The 17,588-nt window shown below is 66.8% G+C and carries 13 protein-coding genes and 6 pseudogenes; 9 read left to right on the plus strand and 10 right to left on the minus strand.

Annotated features, from left to right (window positions below; all coding sequences use genetic code 11):
• Both FQ389_RS05780 and pdxH read right to left on the minus strand, forming a co-directional pair.
• Positions 1-1,293, minus strand: coding sequence for a citrate synthase (locus FQ389_RS05780; protein WP_144206327.1), 1,293 nt, complete (start codon positions 1,291-1,293; stop codon positions 1-3).
• Positions 1,294-1,519: 226 nt separating this feature from the next.
• Positions 1,520-2,191, minus strand: a complete 672-nt coding sequence (gene pdxH / locus FQ389_RS05785; protein ID WP_260860525.1) for a pyridoxamine 5'-phosphate oxidase — start codon at positions 2,189-2,191, stop codon at positions 1,520-1,522.
• 71 nt (positions 2,192-2,262) lie between these two features.
• On the opposite strand from pdxH, the gene FQ389_RS05790 reads away from it, so the two are divergent.
• Both FQ389_RS05790 and FQ389_RS05795 read left to right on the plus strand, forming a co-directional pair.
• Positions 2,263-3,384 carry a citrate synthase 2 gene (locus FQ389_RS05790; RefSeq protein WP_144206328.1) on the plus strand — a complete coding sequence of 374 codons (1,122 nt, stop codon included), beginning with the start codon at positions 2,263-2,265 and terminating at the stop codon, positions 3,382-3,384.
• Positions 3,385-3,522: 138 nt separating this feature from the next.
• Positions 3,523-3,966: pseudogene (locus tag FQ389_RS05795) on the plus strand (VOC family protein); the annotation flags it as partial.
• Here the strand turns inward: FQ389_RS05795 and FQ389_RS05800 are convergent.
• Positions 3,963-5,654, minus strand: a pseudogene (locus FQ389_RS05800) (FAD-dependent oxidoreductase); the annotation flags it as partial. The pseudogenes FQ389_RS05795 and FQ389_RS05800 sit on opposite strands and share 4 nt — an antisense overlap.
• 17 nt (positions 5,655-5,671) lie before the next feature.
• Complete coding sequence (locus tag FQ389_RS05805) at positions 5,672-6,697, minus strand: AurF N-oxygenase family protein (protein WP_144206330.1); 1,026 nt, start codon at positions 6,695-6,697, stop codon at positions 5,672-5,674.
• A 247-nt stretch (positions 6,698-6,944) separates the two neighbouring features.
• On the opposite strand from FQ389_RS05805, the gene serC reads away from it, so the two are divergent.
• Positions 6,945-8,063 (plus strand): phosphoserine transaminase, encoded by a 1,119-nt coding sequence (serC, locus tag FQ389_RS05810; RefSeq protein ID WP_144206331.1) that lies wholly within the window; start codon positions 6,945-6,947, stop codon positions 8,061-8,063.
• Between the two features lie 134 nt (positions 8,064-8,197).
• Positions 8,198-8,998: a septation protein SepH gene (sepH, locus tag FQ389_RS05815; protein WP_144206332.1), complete on the plus strand. Its 801-nt coding sequence runs from the start codon at positions 8,198-8,200 to the stop codon at positions 8,996-8,998.
• Between the two features lie 21 nt (positions 8,999-9,019).
• On the opposite strand, the gene FQ389_RS05820 is transcribed toward sepH, so the two are convergent.
• Positions 9,020-9,307, minus strand: coding sequence for a DUF2537 domain-containing protein (locus tag FQ389_RS05820; protein ID WP_144206333.1), 288 nt, complete (start codon positions 9,305-9,307; stop codon positions 9,020-9,022).
• A gap of 58 nt (positions 9,308-9,365) precedes the next feature.
• Positions 9,366-9,833: pseudogene (locus FQ389_RS05825) on the minus strand (TrmH family RNA methyltransferase); the annotation flags it as partial.
• Between the two features lie 92 nt (positions 9,834-9,925).
• Here FQ389_RS05825 and FQ389_RS05830 point away from each other — a divergent pair.
• Both FQ389_RS05830 and FQ389_RS05835 read left to right on the plus strand, forming a co-directional pair.
• Complete coding sequence (locus FQ389_RS05830; protein WP_144206334.1) at positions 9,926-10,201, plus strand: DUF2530 domain-containing protein; 276 nt, start codon at positions 9,926-9,928, stop codon at positions 10,199-10,201.
• 27 nt (positions 10,202-10,228) lie between these two features.
• The gene (locus tag FQ389_RS05835) at positions 10,229-10,684 is read left to right on the plus strand and encodes an SRPBCC family protein (RefSeq protein ID WP_144206335.1); all 456 of its coding nucleotides are present in this window, start codon (positions 10,229-10,231) and stop codon (positions 10,682-10,684) included.
• A gap of 193 nt (positions 10,685-10,877) precedes the next feature.
• Here the strand turns inward: FQ389_RS05835 and FQ389_RS05840 are convergent, their stop codons facing one another.
• Positions 10,878-11,672, minus strand: a complete 795-nt coding sequence (locus FQ389_RS05840) for a DUF3027 domain-containing protein (RefSeq protein WP_144206336.1) — start codon at positions 11,670-11,672, stop codon at positions 10,878-10,880.
• A gap of 118 nt (positions 11,673-11,790) precedes the next feature.
• On the opposite strand from FQ389_RS05840, the gene FQ389_RS05845 reads away from it, so the two are divergent.
• The 3 genes and pseudogenes from FQ389_RS05845 to FQ389_RS22165 form a co-directional block, all read left to right on the plus strand.
• Positions 11,791-13,446 carry an MFS transporter gene (locus FQ389_RS05845; RefSeq protein ID WP_144206345.1) on the plus strand — a complete coding sequence of 552 codons (1,656 nt, stop codon included), beginning with the start codon at positions 11,791-11,793 and terminating at the stop codon, positions 13,444-13,446.
• Complete coding sequence (locus FQ389_RS05850) at positions 13,443-13,928, plus strand: DUF2771 domain-containing protein (protein ID WP_144206337.1); 486 nt, start codon at positions 13,443-13,445, stop codon at positions 13,926-13,928. Before FQ389_RS05845 ends, FQ389_RS05850 begins: the two co-directional genes overlap by 4 nt.
• A 119-nt stretch (positions 13,929-14,047) precedes the next feature.
• Positions 14,048-14,864 (plus strand): annotated as a pseudogene (locus FQ389_RS22165) (hypothetical protein); the annotation flags it as partial.
• 122 nt (positions 14,865-14,986) lie between these two features.
• Here FQ389_RS22165 and FQ389_RS05860 read toward each other — a convergent pair.
• From FQ389_RS05860 to FQ389_RS05870, 3 genes and pseudogenes are all read right to left on the minus strand, one after another.
• A pseudogene (locus FQ389_RS05860) lies at positions 14,987-15,988 on the minus strand (glutathione S-transferase C-terminal domain-containing protein); the annotation flags it as partial.
• Positions 15,989-16,001: 13 nt separating this feature from the next.
• A pseudogene (locus FQ389_RS05865) lies at positions 16,002-16,654 on the minus strand (acyl-CoA dehydrogenase family protein); the annotation flags it as partial.
• Between the two features lie 137 nt (positions 16,655-16,791).
• Positions 16,792-17,588 (minus strand): APA family fibronectin-binding glycoprotein (locus FQ389_RS05870; protein WP_144206338.1); only part of this gene is annotated, 797 nt, incomplete at its 5' end.

A 17,588-nucleotide genomic window follows, 5' to 3' on the forward strand; every position in this document is an offset into this window, starting at 1 on the left:
TTACCGCCCGTCGATACCGACGTAGTCGCGTTCGGTGTAGCCGGTGTAGATCTGGCGCGGACGGCCGATCTTGCTGTCACCCTCGTCGTGCATCTCACGCCAGTGCGCGATCCAGCCGGGCAGCCGGCCCAGCGCGAACAACACGGTGAACATCCGCACCGGGAAGCCCAGCGCCCGGTAGATCAGCCCGGTGTAGAAGTCGACGTTCGGGTACAGCTTGCGCTCGATGAAGTAATCATCGGTCAGCGCAGCCTCTTCGAGCTGCTTTGCGATGTCGAGCAGCGGGTCGCCCCCGAGCTTGGCCAGGATCTTGTCGGCCTGCTCCTTGACGATGCGGGCCCGCGGGTCGTAGTTCTTGTAGACCCGGTGGCCGAAGCCCATCAGCTTCACGCCCTCTTCGCGGTTCTTCACCTTGCGTACGAACTCGCTGACGTCGTCGCCGCTTTCGTGAATCTGGGAGAGCATCTCAAGCACCGCCTGGTTGGCGCCGCCGTGCAGCGGCCCCCACAGCGCGTTGATGCCACCGGAGATCGAGGTGAACAGGTTGGCCTGCGAGGAGCCTACCAACCGAACCGTCGACGTCGAACAGTTCTGCTCGTGGTCCGCGTGCAGGATCAGCAGCATGTCCAGCGCCCGCACCACTTCGGGGTCGGCGTGGTACGGCTCGGCGGGCAGCCCGAACGTCATCCGCAGGAAGTTCTCCACCAGCGTCATGGAGTTGTCCGGGTAGAGGAACGGCTGCCCAACGGACTTCTTGTAGGCGTACGCGGCGATCGTCGGCAGCTTGGCCAGCAGCCGGATCGTCGAGAGCTCCACGTCCTCGCAGTCCATCGGGTCGAGCGAATCGGGGTAGTACGCTGACAGCGCGTTGACGGCGCTGGACAGCACTGGCATCGGGTGCGCGTTGCGCGGGAAGCCGTCGAAGAACCGCTTCAGGTCCTCGTGTAGCATCGTGTGCAGCTGGATGCGCTTGGTGAAATCGGCCAGCTGCTCACTGGTCGGCAGCTCGCCGTAGACAAGCAGGTAAGAAACCTCGATAAAGGTCGACTTCTCGGCGAGCTGGTCGATCGGGTAACCGCGATAGCGCAGGATCCCCGCGTCGCCGTCGATGTAGGTGATGGAACTCTTACACGCGGCCGTGTTGACGAGTCCGTTGTCAAAGGTCGTGTAGCCGGTCTTCGACAACAGCGGGCCGAGAGCAATACCGTCAGCTCCTTCGGTGGCATTAACGATCTGCAGGTCGATCTCACCGCCCGGGTATTTCAAACTTGCGGTGTCGTAGCTGTCGGCCACGAGAACCCCTTTGCGCTCTGGCTGATATGGCTGCCTCTGACTAGGTGCGTATAGCTGAAGGTAGTCGTTGTGGCGGCAGCGCGCCCGTGCGGGGTCGGGTCCGCTCAGCCGACCGCGCACGGGCCGCCGAACCAGGCCTTATCGTGCTGTGTTGATGATCGCGCAGCGCAGGTAATCGACGATTCGGGCGCCGCAGTGAGGGAATTATCACTCCCGGTATTGCGGGCTAGGGCTGCAGCCGCTCGACCTTCCCGCCGGCCACCCGGATCCGGTTGTGCAGCCGATTTTCTCGCCCCTGCCAGAATTCGACCACCTCGGGTGCGATCAGATATCCGCCCCAGTTGGAGGGGAGCGGGACCTGTTCGTGGTCCGCGAAGCGCGCGGTCACCTCGGCGAGCTGCTCGACCAGTGCCGGCCGCGACGCGATCGGTTGCGACTGATGCGACGCCCAGGCACCCAGTTGTGAGCCGCGCGGCCGCTTGGACCAGTAGTCCTGGGTGGCCTGCGAGTCGACCTTGGTTACCGCGCCCCGGACGTGAACCTGCCGCCCCAGCAGGTACCAGGGGAACGTCACCGACGCGTAGGGTGTCCGCGCCAGCTCGAGACCCTTGGCCGAGTCGTAGTTGCTGAAGAAAGTGATCCCCGTCTCATCGAGACTCTTGCACAGCACCGTGCGGGTGACCGGCTGGCCGTCTGCGACGGTCGCCAGCACCATCGCATTGGGCTCCGCGACGCCGAACCGCTCGGCGTCGCCAATCCAGGTGCGCAACAACCCAAGCCAACCGTCGTCGAGCCAGGAGGCATCGAGATCGGAACTGCCGTCCCGCTCGGCCGAGCCGTACTCCACGCGCATTCGCTGCAAGTGCTCTTGGTCGGTTACAGGGTCTGGGCCTGCCATCGGCACAACGCTACCGGCGCTTGCTACCGGCCGGTAGCATCGGCCCGGAGCGGGAGTGCGAGAATTTTCCCATGACTCTGGTCCCGGAAGATTTCGTCCCCGGCCTCGAAGGTGTGGTCGCGTTCACCACGGAGATCGCCGAGCCGGACAAAGATGGTGGCGCGCTACGCTACCGCGGGGTCGACATCGAAGATCTGGTGAATCAGCAGGTCACCTTCGGCGATGTCTGGGCCCTGCTGGTCGACGGTAGATTCGGTCACGGTTTGCCGCCGGCCGAGCCGTTCCCCCTGCCGATCCACACCGGCGACGTCCGCGTCGACGTGCAGGCCGGCCTGGCGATGCTGGCCCCGATCTGGGGATACCGGCCGCTGCTCGACACCGACGAGGGCACCGCCCGCGACCAGCTGGCCCGCGCCTCGGTGATGGCACTGTCTTATGTCGCGCAGTCCGCGCGCGGCATCTATCAACCTGCCGTCCCGCAACGCGTGATCGACGAATGCCCAACGGTGACAGCACGTTTCATGACCCGTTGGCAGAGTGACCCCGACCCGAGGCACATCGAGGCCATCGACGCCTACTGGGTGTTGGCCGCCGAGCACGGCATGAACGCCTCGACGTTCACCGCGCGGGTGATCGCCTCCACCGGAGCCGACGTCGCCGCGTCGCTGTCCGGCGCGATCGGGGCGATGAGTGGGCCGTTGCACGGCGGGGCGCCGGCCCGGGTGCTGCCCATGCTCGAAGAGGTTGAGCGGACCGGCGACGCGCGCGGCCTGGTGAAGAAGATGCTGGACAGCGGCGACAAGTTGATGGGGTTCGGTCACCGCGTCTACCGGGCGGAGGATCCGCGAGCCCGGGTGCTCCGCGCGACCGCCGAGCGACTGCGCGCCCCACGCCACGAAGTCGCGGTCGCGTTGGAGCAGGCCGCCCTCACAGAACTGCGCGAGCGCCGTCCGGATCGGGCCATCGAAACGAACGTCGAATTCTGGGCCGCGGTGATCCTCGACTTCGCCCAGGTGCCGGCGAACATGATGCCCGCGATGTTCACCTGCGGGCGCACCGCGGGATGGTGTGCGCACATCCTCGAGCAAAAGCGGCTCGGCAAGCTGGTGCGCCCGTCGGCCATTTACGTGGGGCCGGGACCGCGCAGCCCCGAATCCGTCGAGGGCTGGGACCGCGTGCTCTCCCACGCCTGAGGAATTCTGTCGGTGCCCGGCGATTGAATGGTCCGGTCCACGATAAGACCGCGATGAGTTTGCGTCGCTGTGGCAGTCAATACCGCGAGCCGGCCTTCCCCCGAGGCCGGTCCGCGCCACGACAGCAAGGAGACCGCAATGGCCATCAACATCGAACCCGCAGTATCCCCGCACCTAATGGTGGACAACGCCGCCGCGGCGATCGACTTCTACGTCAAGGCATTTGGCGCCGAGGAGCTCGGACGAGTGTCGGGGCCGGACGGCAAACTTGTCCATGCCGCGCTCCGCATCAACGGCTCTTTGGTGATGCGCAACGACGACTTCCCGGAGACGTGCGGCGGCTAGTCGATGACCCCGAAGTCGTTGGGCGGCACACCGGTGACGATCCATCTGACGGTCACCGACATCGACGCCAAATTCCAGCGCGCGATGGACACGGGAGCCACGGTCGTCGCCCCGCTGGCGGATCAGTTCTGGGGAGACCGCTACGGGGTGCTCGCGGACCCGTTCGGCCACCACTGGTCGCTGGAGCAACCGGTGCGTGAGGTCAGCCCGGAGGAAATCCAGGCCGCGATGTCGACCGGTGATCCGAGCAGCCGCGCCAGCAGCCGGCGCGGAGGCGCCGGCTGCGCAGCCGCGGCGGCGGCAAGCATGTCGTGCAGCGCGGTGAACTTGTTGCGCGCCCGCCCGTCGTCGAGACCACGCGCGATCTCGGCGGCGTCGATGGCGCGCCATCCCGCCGCGTCGACGACGTCGGGCGCCCGGGTGTGCACCAGCTCGTTCAGTGCCGCGGGCTGGCCGACGGGATCGGTCAGCTTCCCGGCGTTGAAATCGGCGACCAGCGCTTGAACCGTCTGCAGCGCGCAGGACTTGTTGGTGCCGATGAAGCCCGTCGACCCGCGTTTGATCCAGCCCGCGACATAGGCACCGGACATCGGCCGACCGGAGTCGGGGTCGACGACACGGCCCTGCGCATTAGGCACCACGGCAGCCGCTTCGTCAAAGGGAAGATCGCGAGTGTGGTTGCCGCGGTAGCCGATCGAGGTCAGCACCAGGCCGGCATCGATGCGGCGCACGTCGCCGGTGCCGGTCACCGAGAATTCCACACCGGTCGCACGGCGTTCGCCCAGCACGCGTGCGGGGGTGAGCTGATACGCCAGCCGGATGCGGGGCCGGCCGCCCCCGGGCACCGTGCTGTCGCCCAGGTTGCTTACGATCTCGAGCTTGTGTCGCGTCAGCCGGTCCGTCGTGGCCGCGAGATCACGCGCCACCAGCGCGTGGTCGCCGGCATCGAGCACGACGTCGGATGCCTTTGTGAGCCCGATCAATTCGGGCAACGTGAACGCCGAGTGCGCGGGACCCCGGCGCGCCGCGATGACAACCTCGCGGACCGCCGAGGTACGTAACACGGCCAGGGCGCGGTCGGAGATGTCGGTGCAGGCTAGATCCTCCGGGTCAGCGGTGAGCATCCGGGCAACATCAAGGGCGACGTTGCCGTTGCCGATCACGACCACCCGCTCATGGCTGAGATCGACGGGCAGATCACTGAAGTCGGGGTGGCCGTTGATCCACGCGACGAATTCGGTCGCGGTGCCGGTCCCCGGCAGCCCCATGCCGTCGATATCCAGCCGTCGGTCGTTGGGCGCGCCGACCGCGTACAGCACGGCGTGATGGTGAGCCAGCAACTCGGCGTGGCTCAGGTGCTTGCCGACCTCGACATTGAGGTAGAAGTGGAAGTGACGGTGACGCGAGACCCGATCGAAGAGGTTGGTGACCCGTTTGGTGTTCTGATGATCCGGCGCCACTCCAGCACGCACCAAACCGTAAGGCGTGGGCAGTTTTTCGAACACGTTGACCCGGACGCCGTGCTGGGTCAGCAGTTCATCGGCGGCGTACATCGCCGCCGGCCCGGATCCGACGATCGCAACGGTTAGTGGCCGGCGGCGGGCGCACACCTGCGGGGCCGGCAGCACCGGCGCCAGCTTCGACGTCGGCGGCAGCTTCACGTCCGTGGGCCGGTCGGGATAGAACGAGGCGTTGATCTCGACGAACGGCAGCTGCTTGGCGTCGAGCCGGTTGTCGGAGACGATCGCCCCCACCGGGCACGCGCTCACGCAGGCACCGCAGTCCACGCAGGCATCCGGATCGATGTGGAGCATCTCGGCCGTGGCGAAGCTCGGTTCGTCCGGCGACGGGTGAATGCAATTCACCGGGCAGGCGAAAACGCAGGACCCGTCGTTGCAACACGACTGGGTGATCACGTGCGGCATAACGGAACTCGCGGTCCTCAGGCGGCCGGCACGGCGGCCAGGTGCTGCCGTTGCGGTTCGCTGCGGTAGCGCGACGGCTTTCCGTTGATCCTGCAGAGGCGCCACATCAGCTGCGCCGATCGGTTGTCCATCAGCCCGGTGTCGTAGGCCAGCATCCGCACATCGCCGAACATGTCGGACATCCACTTGCGCGACTCCGGAGACCGGAAGAACAGTTCCTTTTTGACCTCGCGCGGGATGTCGAACTCGCGCCAGAACTGCTTGGGCGGCACCACGATTGCCCGGCAGAGCACCTTCATGGTCAACGGCAGGAACAGCGCGGTGAAGAACCGCTGCCGCTTGTTCAATTCCGGTATGCGCCTGCGGAGGAACTCGTGCGCGAAAGAGATGTGCCGCGCCTCCTCGGCGACGTGGATCGCCATCACCCGCTCCATGATCGGGTGCAGCGACTTGCCTTCGCGCAGAACATTTTTCTGCGTATGATCGATCGGTTCCTCACCCGCGAGGACGCCGATGAAGAAGGCCACCGGCAACGGCCCGGCCGCCAACGGAACCAGCGGCGAGATCCACTTGAGCAGTCGTGGCATGCCCGGCACGTCGGCGCCGATGCGGTTGACCATCTCCTGGAACATCATGGTGTGGTTGCACTCTTCGACCGATTCGTGCAAGCAGTACCGGTATTCCGGCGATCCGTTGGGCACCCAGAACGTGTAGTTCATCAGACCCCGGATCAGGATGGACTCGAAGTGCAGGCCGACCTTGGCCACGTTGGCCTGGCGCCACATGCCGATCTTGATCTTGCGTTCTTCGGACTGGGCCTGATACCAGGGGTGGCGGCCAAACGGGTCGGTCGCCGGGAGAATCCACCGGGGATCGTTCTCGGTGACGGCGAACTCCGGGGAATCCCAATCGATATCGGTGTACGAGTTGAAATTTCGCCGCACCGACCCCTCAGACAGTGTGGCGAGCGACTTCACGTACTCGGCGTCGTGGCGCACTTCCATATTGCGGCGCCACCGCCGGACCATTCGCGTCCTGGCCATATCCAAGCCTCCCCAACGAGGTTTACATTTGGACGTGCAATGTCCAAAACGGTACCGCAGGTACCGGGAATTAGCTAGGCCCTTTGTGAGACTCTGTTGCCTGACGGGGGGTCACCGCGGTTGGGCGACCTGCATCACAGGCCAGACGGGGCGTCGGACCGTTGCCCGCTGGTGCATAGCAGCTGGGGTGGCGGAACAAACGGGCCGCCGCATCGCCCTGCCAGATCCGCTCACTACCCTGGTGAGCATGGCTGACCAGCTCCAGATCCCCGCAAACATCAAACCGCGCGACGGCCGCTTCGGTTGCGGTCCATCGAAGGTTCGGCCCAAACAACTGCAGGCGTTGAACACCACTGCCGCGGCCCTGTTCGGCACCTCCCACCGGCAAGCGCCGGTCAAGAACTTGGTGGGGCGGGTGCGCAAGGGCGTGGCCGAGCTGTTTTCGGTGCCGGACGGGTATGAGGTCGTGCTGGGCAACGGCGGTGCCACGGCATTCTGGGATGCGGCCGCCTTCGGACTCATCGACAAACGGTCGCTGCACCTGACCTACGGGGAGTTCAGCGCGAAGTTCGCCTCCGCGGTCGCCAACAACCCGTTCGTCGGCAACCCGATCGTGGTCAAGGTCGAGCCCGGCAGCGCCCCGGAGCCGCAAACCGACCCGTCGGTCGATGCGATCGCATGGGCGCACAACGAGACGTCGACCGGTGTCGCGGTTCCGATCCGCCGCCCGGCCAGCTCGGGTGACGCGCTGGTCGTCATCGACGCGACGTCGGGTGCCGGCGGGTTGCCCGTCGACATCGCCGACACCGATGCCTATTACTTCTCGCCGCAGAAGAACTTCGCCAGCGACGGCGGCCTGTGGCTGGCGATCATGAGCCCCGCCGCGCTGGCCCGGGTCGAGGCCATCGCCGCCTCGGGTCGTTGGGTGCCCGACTTCCTGTCGCTGCCGATCGCGATCGACAACAGCCTCAAAGATCAGACATACAACACCCCCGCGATCGGCACCCTCGCATTGATGGCCGAGCAACTCGACTGGATGCTCGCCAACGGCGGACTGGACTGGACGGTCAAACGCACGGCGGATTCATCGCAGCGGTTATACTCATGGGCGCAGGAGCGGTCGTACACCAGGCCGTTCGTCGCCGATCCGGCGTTGCGCTCCCAGGTGGTGGGGACCATCGATTTTGTCGACGAGGTCGACGCCGCGGCCGTCGCCAAGACTTTGCGGGCGAACGGCATCGTCGACACCGAGCCGTACCGCAAACTCGGTCGCAACCAGTTGCGGATCGCGATGTTCCCCGCCGTCGACCCCGACGATATCAGCGCATTGACCCAGTGCGTCGACTGGGTGGTCGAGCGTTTGTAGCGTCGCGGCCACCATCGAGGCGCAACCACCCAGCGTGTCAGCACAGGTGTGGGCGTTAGCTGGACTAGAGTGCGGCAGAGTGATGGGTCCCTAGAAATTGGAGCCGACCTGTACGAAGCCTGCGAGGAGAAGCCATGCGGGAACTCAAAGTGGTTGGGCTCGACGCCAACAGCAAATACATCATCTGCGAGGGTGATGCTCCCGCGGAGCAATTCAAGGTGGCAGCCAACGACCGGCTACGGGATCTGCTGAACAAGAAACCGGAGCCGCTCGAGCAACCGCACCTCGACATCGAGGTGACCAACATGCTGAGCCCCAAAGAAATTCAGGCCAAGATCCGCGCCGGTGCCTCCGTCGAGCAAGTTGCCGCCGCGTCCGGCTCCGACATTTCGCGGGTGCGGCGGTTCGCCCATCCCGTGTTGCTGGAGCGGTTCCGCGCCGCCGAGCTGGCAACCGCGGCGCATCCCATGCTCGCGGACGGGCCCGCGGTCATGACGCTGCTGGAAACCGTCAGCGCCGCGATGGTCACTCGCGGCCTAGACCCCACCGGACTCAGCTGGGACGCGTGGCGCAACGAAGACAACCGGTGGACCGTGCTATTGGCGTGGAAGGTCGGCCACTCCGACAACCTGGCGCACTTCCACTTCACGCCGGGCGCGCACGGCGGAACCGTCACCGCCATCGACGACGGCGCCAGTGAACTGATCGACCCGGACTTCGAGCGACCGCTGCGACCCCTTGCGCCCGTGGCCCACGTCGAGTTCGACGAGCCCCGCGCACCCGTTTCGTCGGATCCGCCGGAGCCGGCGCTCCCGGAGCCAAAGGCGCCGGAGGAACCCCGGCAACGGCAGCCGGTGCACAGCCGTCGCGGCAAGCCGGTCATCCCGGCGTGGGAGGACGTGCTGCTCGGCGTGCGCTCGGGCGGACAGCGCTAGCAAGGACCTGACCCGGACTGACTAGGACAGGGTGTGCGCGAGCAGCGCCACCCACGCGACGGTCACGCCGATCCCGGCACCCAGCACGAACCAACGCAGCACCGGCGTGCGCCGCCAGCCCCACAACGTCGGCGCCAGGCCGCCGGCGGCCACCGCGTCTAGCCCCACGGCGAGCAGCACGTGCACCCGGATCAGCCCGAGGCTCAGCACCATAATCGCCACCCCGGTCACTGAGGCGACAAATCCCGTCACCGTCAAACCCGTTGCCCAGGGCACAGACTGGCCCTGCTTGCCGAGTTTGTCGCTCACTCGGCGAGCCTAACCCGAACGCCGGGCCGCGGGTCCGGCCGCGCCACGGGCCGCATCGTCACCGGGCGACCCGCTCGTAGAACGCCAGCGCCGCGGCGGTAGCGACGTTCAGCGAGTCGGTTCCCCGCGATATCGGGATGCGCACCCGCACGTCGGCCAGGCGCAGGGTGGCCAGGGTGAGCCCGGGCCCCTTGGCACCCACCACCACGGCGACGCGGTCGTCGCGCGCCTCCCGCATCGCTTCGGCCAGCGGGCGGGCGGTGTCGTCCGGAGTCATTGCCAGCAGCCGGAAGCCGCGATCTTGCAGCCTCACCAGATCGGCGGGCCAGTCGGTGGACCGCGCGTAGGGCACCAGCAGCGCATGCCCCATCGACACCCGCACTGCGCGACGGTAGAACGGGTCGGCGCAGCCACTGCCGAACACCACCGCGTCGACACCCAGCCCCGCCGCGTTGCGGAAGATCGAGCCCAGGTTCTCGTGGTCGTTGACCCCTTCGAGCACGGCGATGGTCCGGGCGCCTTCGACGCCGAGAAACGGCGAAGGTGGCATGTGACGCGCTTCGCTGCACCACAGACGTCGGTGCCGTGCTCACGCCGGCGCTAGGTAGATTGTTCGCAATGAGCGCCGAACCCTGCCCCAGCCCGCAGCCGCCGACGCTGCCGCCCGCATTGCTCCGGGCGTGGCCGTTCATCACCATCGGCGCCCTGGGCTGGCTGAGCGTCGCCATCGCCGCGTTCCTCGTTCCGTCGCTGCAGAGCTGGCGGCCGGTGGCGCTGGCCGGGCTGGGCACTGGCGTGCTGGGTACGTCGATCTTCTTGCTGCAGCTCGCCGGCGCCCGCCGGGGCGAACGCGGCGCACAGGCCGGGTTGGAGGCCTTTCTCGACCGTGACTAGGTGCGACGAACGAGAACCGAAAGAGCTATGGTAGCCCCGCTGTTGCAAGCGCAGATCGACAACGACGCACCACCGGCGAAGGTGTGGGACCTGGTGGCTGACTTGCGACGGATGCCGGAGTGGAGTCCGCAGTGCCGCTGGATGAAGGCGTTCGGTCCGCTGCGCCCGGGGACGCGCACGCTCAACCTGAACCGGCGCTTCCACGCGTACTGGCCGACGACCGCCACGATCGTCGAGGTCATTCCGCAGCAGAAGCTGGGTTTCCGGATCGGCACCAACAGAACCATCTGGAGCTACGAGCTCGAGCCGCGCGACCACGGGACCCGGGTGGTCGAGAGCCGGCATGCCGAAAACGGCGTCACCGCGTATTCCAACATGGCGATAAACCTGCTGTTCGGCAGGACGGCGAACTTCGAGCGGGAACTGGTCGAGGGCATGAACGCCTCGCTGGCCAAGATCAAGGCGGCCACCGAGAACGGCTAGTCCATTGACTCCCCAGTGGATTAGGTGGTGACTCCCCAGTGGATTAGGTGGTGACTCCCCAGTGGATTAGGTGGTGACTCCCCAGTGGATTAGGTGGTGACTCCCCAGTGGATTAGGTGGTTTAGGCGGAGTCGCTCGACTCCGGTTCGGGCGCCCCGGCATGCTCCATCGGTTTCGGCTCGGGACACGTCCGTCACGTCGGGCACCTGGGGGCCGGCTCCATGATGTCGAGCACGCCGTCGTCGTAGGGCTCGTACATCGGCGATCCACTACCCGCCGGGGCGGGCGTGTCCGAATGCGCGCCACACCCGTAGTCCTTGTCGACGACGTGTCCGTCGGCGGACAGCTCGTTGCCGCACACCCCGAACATCGCCCCCAACGATCCGGCCAGAGGCAGGAAGAAACCGCAGTCGCGGCACACACGTTTGGTGGATCTCGCCATCGCCGAGTCGGGGCCGTAGTCGCCGGTGTGCCACCGCTCGGCGGCCTCGGCGCGACCCCACGGGCCTACCACCCACCGCCGGCCCAACCCGACTTCGGCAGCGGTCTCGTCGACCTGCGGGTCACCGCTCAACGTGTAGCCCGGGACCAGCCGCTCGTCCATGGCGGCCGGCGGCAGCAGATCGCCCGGACTCAAATCGCCGTACCGCACCCGCTGCTCCCACGGCACCCACTCGGGCGCCAGCAACGCCGTCGGCCCGGGGACCAGCACTACCTCGCTGATCGTGGCCTGCCCGGCGCCGGGGTAGGCGGCAACGACGGCGGCCCACTGCCACCCGTTGTAACCGGGCAGATGCGCCAGGAACCGGTGCGTCGCGGTGTTCGGATCCTCGTAGCTGACGCCCAGGTAATCCCCCACCGCGTCCGGGCCGCTGAACTCCACCACGGCCGCCCTGGCCTGGTCCACCGCACCCCGCAGCACCGCCGCCAACTCGACGGGCCACTCGGCCACGGTTGCCACGGCGGATTCCTCGACGGGTCCGGTCACGCTTTCGTCTCCATGCATTGCGTCTCCAATACTAGGTTGGGCGAGCCACGCCCGGTTGACCCTCGCCATGAGACAGAATTGATTCGTGTCTGGACAACGGCGTGATGATGCGGGCCGGTTGGGCCCCTACCAGGGCCGCCGCACCCGCACCGGGGTGTCGAATGAGCATCCGGGCATGGCCAACTACCCGACCGACGACTCGGGTCGACGCACCCGCCGCCCGCCACCTCCGCCCAGCGCCAATCGCTATCTGCTCCCGCTCGGCCGGCAGAAAGAATCGGACCGCAGCGCCGCACCACTGCCGCGCCGTCCCGCGTCCGGGGCACGGATCACCGTCACCCGCGCCGCCGCCCTGCGCAGCCGGGAGATGGGATCGCGAATGTACTGGATGGTGCAGCGGGCGGCCACCGCCGACGGCGCCGACAAGTCCGGTCTCACGGCGCTGACCTGGCCGGTGGTCGCCAACTCCGCCGTCGACTCGGCGATGGCCGTGGCGCTGGCCAACACCCTATTCTTCGCCGCGGCCAGCGGGGAGAGCAAATCCCGCGTGGCGCTCTACCTGTTGATCACCATCGCGCCGTTCGCGGTGATCGCCCCGTTGATCGGCCCGGCGCTCGACCGGCTACAGCACGGCCGCCGCGTCGCGCTGGCGCTGTCGTTCGGGCTGCGGACCGCGCTGGCGGTGCTGCTGATCATGAACTACGACGGCGAGAGCGGCAGCTTCCCCTCCTGGGTGCTCTATCCCTGCGCGCTGGCCATGATGGTGTTCTCGAAGTCGTTCAGCGTGCTGCGCAGCGCGGTGACACCGCGCGTCATGCCGCCGACCATCGACCTCGTCCGGGTCAACGCCCGGCTGACCATGTTCGGTCTGCTCGGCGGCACCATCGTCGGCGGCGCGATCGCTGGCAGTGTCGAGTTCCTCGGTACCCACCTGCTCAAGCTGCCCGGGGCGTTGTTCGTCGTCGTCGCGGTCACCGTCGCCGGCGCCATGCTGTCGATGCGGATTCCGCGGTGGGTGGAGGTGACCGCGGGCGAGGTCCCCGCCACCCTGAGTTATCATCAGGACAGCGAGCCGCAGCGGTACCACTGGCACGGGGAGTTCAAGAAGGTCGGCGGGGCGCTGCGACAACCGTTGGGCCGCAACATCATTACCTCACTGTGGGGAAACTGCACCATTAAGGTGATGGTCGGTTTCCTGTTCCTGTACCCTGCGTTCGTCGCCAAGGCGCACGACGCCGACGGGTGGGTGCAGCTCGCGATGCTGGGCATCATCGGCGCCGCGGCCGGGATCGGTAACTTCGTCGGCAACTTCATAAGCGCACGGCTGAAACTGGGGCGGCCCGCGGTGCTCGTCGTCCGCTGCACGGTGGCCGTCTGCGCGGTGGCCCTGACCGCCTCGGTGGCGGGAACCCTGGCGGCGGCCGCGATCGCCACCCTGGTCACCTCAGGTGCCAGCGCGATCGCGAAGGCCTCGCTGGACGCCTCGCTGCAGGACGACCTGCCGGAGGAATCCCGGGCGTCAGGCTTCGGCCGCTCCGAGTCGACGCTGCAGTTGGCCTGGGTGCTGGGCGGGACGCTGGGAGTTCTGGTCTACACCGAGCTGTGGGTAGGCTTCACGGCCATCAGCGCGATATTGATCCTGGGGTTGGCGCAGACCGTGGTCAGCTTCCGCGGCAACTCCTTGATCCCGGGTCTCGGAGGTAACCGGCCGGTGATGATCGAACAAGAAGGCATGCCCCGGGACCCCGGCATGACCACGACGGCGCCGCAGTGAAACGTGGTGTGGCCGCCGCCGTCGTGGCGGCGGTGCTGTTGGCCGGGGGTGCCGTCGTCGGCACCTGGTGGCTGCTGCACAAGCCCGGCCCACCGGCGCCCGAGATCAGCGCATACTCGCATGGACAGTTGGTCCGCGTCGGACCCTACATGTATTGCAACGTGCTCAACCTCAACGACTGTCAGGAACCGCAGGCGCAAGGCGAACTACACGTCAACGGCCGCGACCCGGTGCTACTCTCGGTGCCCGACGCGATTTCGCGCGCGCCGTGGCGGCTGCTGCAAGTGTACGAGGATCCCGCCAACACCACCACCACCATGTTCCGGCCCAATACCCGGTCTGCCGTCACGATCCCCTCGGTCGACATGCATCGCGGCCAGCTGACCGGAATCGTGGTGCAGCTGCTGACGTTGGTGGTCGATCCGTCGGGCGAGCTGCACGACGTCCCGCACGCCGAATGGTCAGTGCGGACCGTCTTTTAACGCCCAACGTCGACCGACACCTTCTCCCAACGTCGAGTTGTTGGGGAAGTTCCGGCCGTTTGGGCCCAACAAGTCGACGTTGGACCGCATCTGTCGGGGCAGCGGGGCACTGTGTCGGCATGCATAACCTAGAGTGGCCGTCCAGAGGATGAAGCGCTGGCAGCCGGGCTCCTCACGCCGCATCGGTTGCAGACCCGATTTCGAACCGGTTCGCAACGTTTACATCCCGCGAGGAACAAAACTGATACCCGTGACGTGAGCGGTTCGCCGCGTGGCTGTGGTCGGGGCGTTCGGCGTCGCTGGCCGGCTTGTCGGCGGCTGCACTACACCGCACGGCATGGATCGACTACTGGCTGCCGGCCGAGTCGAACCGGCGCAGTCGAGACAACGTGCGCGGCATCATCTTGCACAGTGACGCGCTCGACGACGATGAGGTTTGCGTGCGCGACGGGATCACTATGACCACGCCGGCGCGCACGGTGTTCGATCTGGTCAGGCGAAAAGGTTTGGCCAGGGCGGTTATTCGTCGTGACGCGTGATGCACGCAACTGAGCTGAAGTCGGCCGCGTCGAACTGTTGGCCGACCGGCATTGCGGAGCGCGTGGTGTGGTGCAATTACGACAAGCGCTGCTCCTGACCGACGCCGGCGCCGAATCGCCCTACGAAACCAAGACCCGGCTGATCCCTGTGGGCGGTGGATTACCGCGGACGCAAACACAGATCAAGGTACTCAACGACTGGGGTGCGGTATAGCGCGCATCGACATGGGGTGGGAGGAATGGAAGGTCGGCGTGGAACTTCGACGGGGCCCAACACTGGACCGACCCGGCGCAGCGGACGCGAGACATCGATCGACTGACCGAGCTGCAGGCGCGGGGCGGGGCGATCCTCCGAGTGAGCGCCGACATGGTGCGTCACCGTCCCGACGTCATCGTGGCGACACCAGTGCAGCCCTGCTGGCCGCCGGTTATCGACTTTGATGCATCGAACGTCGAGTCGTCGGGGAGATTCGGAGCGTTTGGGCACAACAAGTCGACGTTCGGGCCCGACAAACCCCAGGCGCCGTGGTCGGCCGGCACCCGCTCCGCCTCGGGCGTCGGGCCGGGAGGACTTCCGTCGCCGAAAGGTCGGCCGCCCAACGCTTCCCGGCCATGCGCCGAAAGCCAGCCGGCGAGCTCCGGGGTCTTCGGCACGATCCCGGTCGGATTGATGTCGGAGTGCACGATGTAGTAGGGCTGTTTGATCTGAACGAAGTCGGTCGTATCGCCGAAGCCCGACGTCTGGAACAGATCCCGTGCGTAAGCCCACAGCACCGGCATCTCACTGAGCTTGCTGCGGTTGCATTTGAAATGTCCGTGGTAGACGGGGTCGAAGCGGGCCAAGGTGGTGAACAGCCGCACGTCGGCCTCGGTGATGGTGGGTCGCCCACCAGGTATCGCTGGGTGGTCAGGCGATTGCTCACCCAGTCCAGGGCAGTGAACAAGTCGGTCATAGGCGGCCTCGTACACCTCCTGCGAGCCGGCGAATCCGCATCGGTACACGCCGTTGTTGATCTCGGTGTAGACGACTTGTTCACCTCGTCGATCTCGGCACGCAGGTGTTCCGGGTACAGCCGGGGCGCCCCTCGCGGTAATAGGCGGTCCATTCGGTGGAGAAGTCCAGCGTCATCTGCGCGAAGTAGTTGGTGACGACGGCGCCGGTGGGCACGTCCACAATGGCCGGGACGATGATGCCTTTGAGGTAATCGGGGACCCGTTTGAAGGCGGCGTCTTGCAGCCGCGGGATCTTCAGATCCGGGTCGACACCACCGGGGTCGAGGTCGAAAGTCCAGCTGCGTTCGTCGTGGGTGGATCCGCAAAACCCAATGCAGAGAACATCTTCCAAGCCTAGTAAGCGCCGCACGATGATGGCGCGGTTAGCCCACGGACAGGCCCGGGCGACCACCAGCCCGTACCGGCCCGGTTCCACCAAATAGCCGTCGCGCCGTCGGCGGTGATGCGGGTGCTGATGTAGTCGGTGTCACGGGTGAACTCGCCGGCGCCGGCAACGTAGGTGGGCATGCCGACAATTGTGCTAATGCGCCGTCGAGCCCGTCGACACCGAGGCCGTCAGGAACCGGCGAGCTAAGTTGGTCTCGGTCGACTTGCCCGCCTCCCAATGCGCGATCCACGGCCCGGTGCCCTCCGACTGGTCGACGATCCCGTCCTCCAGCCAGGTGAAGCGGCCCTGCAGCACCTCACGGGTCAGATCCACATCACCGTTATCGGTGTTGGTCCACAACGCCTCGAACAAGGCCTGGACACGCAAAGTCGCTTGCCGACAGAACATTTCGGCCAGCGCGTAAGCCTGTTTGCCCAACATCGGATCGGCGACACGCAGGTGCGTGGCCAGCGGACCGAACTCGCTGTAAGCCCTGAGGCGCTGCCCTTCACCAAACACCAACTGGGGCAACCACTTTGCGTAGAATCCGCTCGCACCGACCGCCGTGGCGGCCTTCTCACGCAACCCCGTATCGGGTTTGGCCAGGTCACCGGCCGCATTCAGGTGGGCGTCGACGGCCTCGCGGGCGATGAGCAGCCGCATGATCCCGCTGGACCCCTCGAAGATTGAAGTCGATCCGCAGATCGCGCAGCGCCTGCTTGGCGGGGACCGCGCTTGCCGCGCGCGCCGAGCGACTCCGCAGTCTCGTAGCCGCGTCCGCCACGGATCTGCATGGGCTGTTTGCCCGGGACGAGAAGACGCGCGACCAGACCAAAACAATTTAGCCAGATGATGTGCAAACCGCGACCGGCTCCTTCGAGTATTAGCTACAGACGGGACGAAGGAGATATACCCGCGCGGGTGTGGCCAATCGTCGGCGAATTCAGGCGGTATAGCTGCGCTCCGGGGCGGGCGCCACTTCACTGGCCGGCGCTTGCCCGGGCGCCGGTGTGGGTGCTCCCGGAGCGGGCGGCGGGGTGAACGGCAGGATCGACTCGGCCAGTGCCTTGGCGCCGACCTTGTCCACCGGGTTATTGCTGGTCCCCAGCCACACCACGAACCAGCGCTGCGGTGGTCCGGCGGTGGACGCCCCGGGTGCGCTGACGACGCCGGTCCAGATCTGTCCGTTCGGCTTGCTCGGGTCGCTGAACTTGACCTCGTAGAACGACGCGCTACCGGTGATCCCGTTGGCGCCGACCAGCGGGGTTGATTCCTGGTTGATCCGCGTGCCCGGATACGGCATAAAGAACTCGCCCATGTCGGAGCCGAGCCGGACGGCGGCCTTGGTGTCGTCGGCTTCCGCGCTGGCGTAGAGCTTTTGGTCGAGCCGTCCCATCACAATGCGGGTGTCGTTGGCGACCGGCGCGGGCTGGCCGGGCGCCGGCGGCGGGCCAATCATCCTGCTGAGCAGAGCCGAACCGTAGTCGAGGTGCGACGCATCCGACTCCGCCCAGCCGCCGGGCAGGATGTAGCTGAAGCCGCCGACGGGGTTGGTGATGCGCGCGGCGTTGGGGTCGACGGGCGCGGGTTGTCCCGCCGGTGCCGGAGACGCGGAGGCCGGTTGTCCCGCCGGTGCCGGAGACGCGGAGGCCGGGGTGCCCGCCGGTGCCGGGGAGGCAGCCGGGGGCGGGACGATGGTCGTTGCCGGGACCGGGGTGGGGACCTCGGGGGCGGCCAGTG

The sequence above is a fragment of the Mycobacterium tilburgii genome, from assembly GCF_902168065.1.
GTDB classification, from domain to species: Bacteria; Actinomycetota; Actinomycetes; order Mycobacteriales; family Mycobacteriaceae; genus Mycobacterium; species Mycobacterium tilburgii.